Here is a 4,235-nt window from a genome sequence, read left to right on the forward strand (position 1 = left end):
CGGCGGCTCCGGCACGCTCGCCCCGCACGTGGCGCGCTGGCTCGCCGAGCAGGGCGCCGAGCACATCGTGCTCACCAGCCGCCGCGGCGCCGACGCGCCCGGAACCGCCGAGCTCGTCGCCGAACTGGCCGAACTCGGCACCGAGGCCGAGGCGCTGCCCTGCGACCTCGCCGACCGCGAATCCGTGCGCGGCCTGCTCGCGCAGCTGGCCGATGCGGGCCGCGAGGTGCGCACCGTGCTGCACACCGCCGCGTTCATCGGGCTGGAGCCGATCGACGAGGCGAGCCCGGAGTCCTTCGCCGACGTGCTGCGCGCCAAGGTCGGCGGCGCCCAGCTGCTGGACGAGCTGCTGGACGACGACCAGCTCGACGCGTTCGTGCTGTTCTCCTCCACCGCGGGCCTGTGGGGCAGCGGTCAGCACGCCGCCTACGTCGCCGGCAACGCCTACCTGGCCGCGCTCGCCGAGCACCGCCGCGCCCGCGGCCTGCCCGCCACCTCGATCTCCTGGGGCATCTGGGCCGACGACCAGAAGCTCGGCCGCGTCGATCCGGACGCGATTCGCCGCAGCGGTCTGGTGTTCATGCCGCCGCACCTGGCACTGGCGGGACTGCGCGGAGCGCTGGAGCAGGACGAAGCCGCGCTCGCCGTCGCCGACGTGGATTGGGACCGGTACCATCCGGTCTTCAGCACCGCCCGGCCGACCACGCTGTTCGACGAGATCCCCGAGGTCCGCAGGCTCGCCGCCGAGGTGCAGAGCCCGGCGGCCGGTGGCGAGTTCGCAGGCAAGCTCCGCGGACTCACCGCCGCCGAGCAGCAACGCCGTCTGCTGGACCTGGTGCGCGCCGAAGCCGCCACCGCGCTCGGGCACACCTCCTCCGACGCCCTGGGCGAGCGGCGCGCGTTCCGCGACGTCGGCTTCGACTCGCTCACCGCGGTCGACCTGCGCAACCGGATCGCCGCGGCCACCGGGCTCGCGCTGCCGACCACGATGGTCTTCGACCACCCCAATCCGCTGGCACTGGTCGAGTTCCTGCGCGGCCTGCTCGCCGGTCAGTCCGAAATGGACACCGAACGCGGCGGGGAGCGGGCGGTCGACGACGAGCCGATCGCCATCGTCGGCATGAGCTGCCGCTACCCGGGCGGGGCGAACACGCCCGAGCAGCTGTGGGACCTGGTCACCGGCGGTGCCGATGTGATCTCCGGATTCCCCGCGGACCGCGGTTGGGACGCCGCTGCGATCTACGACCCCGACCCGGAGCGGCAGGGCAAGACCTACTCGACGTACGGCGGATTCCTGCACGACATGGCGGAGTTCGACGCGGAGTTCTTCGGCATCTCACCGCGTGAAGCCCTCGCGATGGACCCGCAGCAGCGGCTGCTGCTGGAGACCACCTGGGAGCTGTTCGAGCGCTCCGGGCTCGACCCGGCGGCGCTGCGCGGTACCCGCACCGGGGCGTTCATCGGCGCCAGCTACCAGGACTACGACGCCAACTCCGCGGACGGCTCCGAAGGCCACATGATCACCGGGGCGCTCTCCAGCATCCTTTCCGGGCGGTTGAGCTACCTGTTCGGCCTGGAGGGCCCGGCGGTCACATTGGACACCGCCTGCTCGTCCTCGCTGGTGGCGCTGCACTTCGCCGTGCAATCGCTGCGCAACGGCGAGAGTTCGATGGCGCTCGCCGGTGGCGTGTCGGTGATGTCCACCCCGAGCGCGTTCGTCGGGTTCAGCCGCCAGCGGGCGATGGCGCCGGACGGGCGCTGCAAGGCGTACTCCGACTCCGCCGACGGCATGAGCTTGGCCGAAGGCATCGGCTTGGTGCTGGTCGAGCGGCTGTCGGACGCGCGGGCGAACGGACACCCGGTGCTGGCCGTGGTGCGCGGGTCCGCGATCAACCAGGACGGCGCCTCGAACGGGCTCACCGCGCCGAACGGTCCCTCGCAGCAACGGGTGATCCGGGCCGCTTTGGCCGATGCGGGGCTGGAGCCGTCCGATGTGGACGCGGTCGAGGGGCACGGCACCGGTACCGCGCTGGGCGATCCGATCGAGGCGCAAGCGTTGCTGGCGACCTACGGGCAGGACCGCTCGGAGCCGCTGCTGCTGGGCTCGGTGAAGTCGAACATCGGGCACACCCAGATGGCCTCCGGCGTCGCCGGGGTCATCAAGACCGTGCTGGCGCTGCGCAACGGCTCGCTGCCGCCGACGCTGCACGTCGACCAGCCGTCCTCGCACGTGGACTGGTCCTCGGGCGCGATCGAGCTGCTGCGCGAGCAGGCCGGATGGCCGGAGACCGGGCGGGTGCGCCGGGCCGCGGTGTCCTCGTTCGGGCTCAGCGGCACCAATGCCCACACGATCCTGGAACAGGTTCCTGAGATGGTGGAACCGGCCGTGGAGCCGGTGAACGGGGTTGTGCCCGCGGTGCTTTCAGCCCGGTCCGAGGGTGCGTTGCGGGCTCAGGCCGCGCGGATGCTGCAACACGTCGAAGGCGCCGGCTCGGTGCACCCCGCGGACTTGGCGTTCTCGCTGGCGACCTCGCGGTCCCGGTTCGAGCACCGGGCCACCGTGATCGCCGCGGACTCCGCGGAACTGCGGGCCGGGCTCACGGCGCTCCGGGACGGCCTGCCCGCCGGGAATCTGGTGCGCGGCAAGGAATCCGCCGGTCGGCTGGCGTTCCTGTTCACCGGTCAGGGCAGCCAGCGCGCCGGGGCCGGGCGGGAGCTCTACGACCGTTTCCCGGTGTTCGCCGAAGCACTGGACGACGTGCTGGCGCGACTGGACGACGAGCTGGACCGGCCGCTGCGCGATTTGCTGTTCGCCGAGTCCGGTTCGGCCGATGCCGCACTGCTGGACGAGACGGGCTACGCGCAGCCCGCGCTGTTCGCGCTCGAAGTGGCGCTGTTCCGGCTCGTGGAGTCGTGCGGCGCGCTGCCCGATCAGCTGGCAGGGCACTCCATCGGCGAAGTCGCGGCCGCACACGTGGCCGGGGTGTTCTCGCTGGAGGACGCCTGCAAGCTGGTCGCCGCCCGCGGTCGGCTGATGCAGGAATTGCCGCGCGGTGGCGCGATGATCGCGGTTGAGGCCACCGAGGACGAAGTGCGCGGGCTGTTGACCGACCAGGTATCGCTGGCCGCGGTGAACGGGCCGGATTCCGTCGTGATCTCCGGTGCTTCCGCCGAAGCCGAGGCGATCGCGGCCCGGCTCGAGGGCGACGGCCGCAGGATCAAGCACCTGGCGGTGAGCCACGCCTTCCATTCGCCGCTGATGGAACCGATGCTGGCCGAATTCCGCCGCGTCGCAGGGGAGATCACCTACCGGGATCCGGTGATTCCAGTGGTGTCCAATGTGACCGGTGCACTGGCCGAGCCGGGGCAGCTGTCCTCCGTGGACTACTGGGTCAGCCACGTTCGCGAGGCCGTGCGCTTCTCCGCGGGTGTCCGGGCGATGACCGAGGCGGGGGTGCACACCTTCCTCGAACTCGGCCCGGACGGCGTGCTGTCCGGGATGGCCCGCGACACCACCGGCGCGGACGCGCTGTTGGTGCCTGCGCTGCGCCGGGACAGGGGTGAAGCCGAGGCTCTCACCACCGCGCTCGCTAGCCTGCACGTTCGCGGAATCCCGATCGACTGGGCGGAATTCTTCAGCGGCACCGGTGCGCGGCGCGTGGACCTGCCCACCTACGCCTTCCAGCGCGAACGGTTCTGGCCGGAGCACACCGCCGAGCAGCCCGCGCAGTCCGACTCCGCGGACGCCGCGTTCTGGGACGCTGTCGAGCGCGCCGACGCCCCGGCGCTCACCGACGCCCTGGACCTCGACGAGCAGACCGTGCACGCCATGCTGCCTGCGCTCTCGACCTGGCGCCGCAACCGGCAGGAGAACGCCGTTGCGGATGCCTGGCGCTACCGGCCGACCTGGAAACCGGTTCTTGGCAACGAAATCGCCGGGTACGGACCTGTCAGCGGCGGTACGTGGTTGCTGCTCGCTCCGGAAGGTGCCGATGCGGCCGATCGCGCGCTGAAGTCGCTCGGCGCCGACGTGGCTCGGGTCGAGGTGCATCGCGCCGACCGGGCCGAGCTGGCCTGGCGGCTGCGGACCGAGGCCGCGGACGCCGGATTCCCGGACGGCTCCGGGTTCGCGGGCGTCATCTCGCTGCTCGCGCTCGCCGAGGGCGAGCAAGCGCCGGACGTGCCTGCCGGGCTCGCGCTGACCACCATCGCCGTGCAAGCGCTCGGCGACGCCG

General features: G+C 72.2%; 1 protein-coding gene. It reads left to right on the plus strand.

Annotated elements, in window-relative coordinates; genetic code table 11:
• Window positions 1-4,235 (plus strand): SDR family oxidoreductase (locus IJH84_RS04800; protein WP_295140718.1); only part of this gene is annotated, 4,235 nt, incomplete at both ends.

The sequence above is a fragment of the Saccharopolyspora sp. genome (assembly GCF_017434145.1).
In the GTDB taxonomy this organism is placed as follows: Bacteria; Actinomycetota; Actinomycetes; order Mycobacteriales; family Pseudonocardiaceae; genus Saccharopolyspora_C; species Saccharopolyspora_C galaxeae.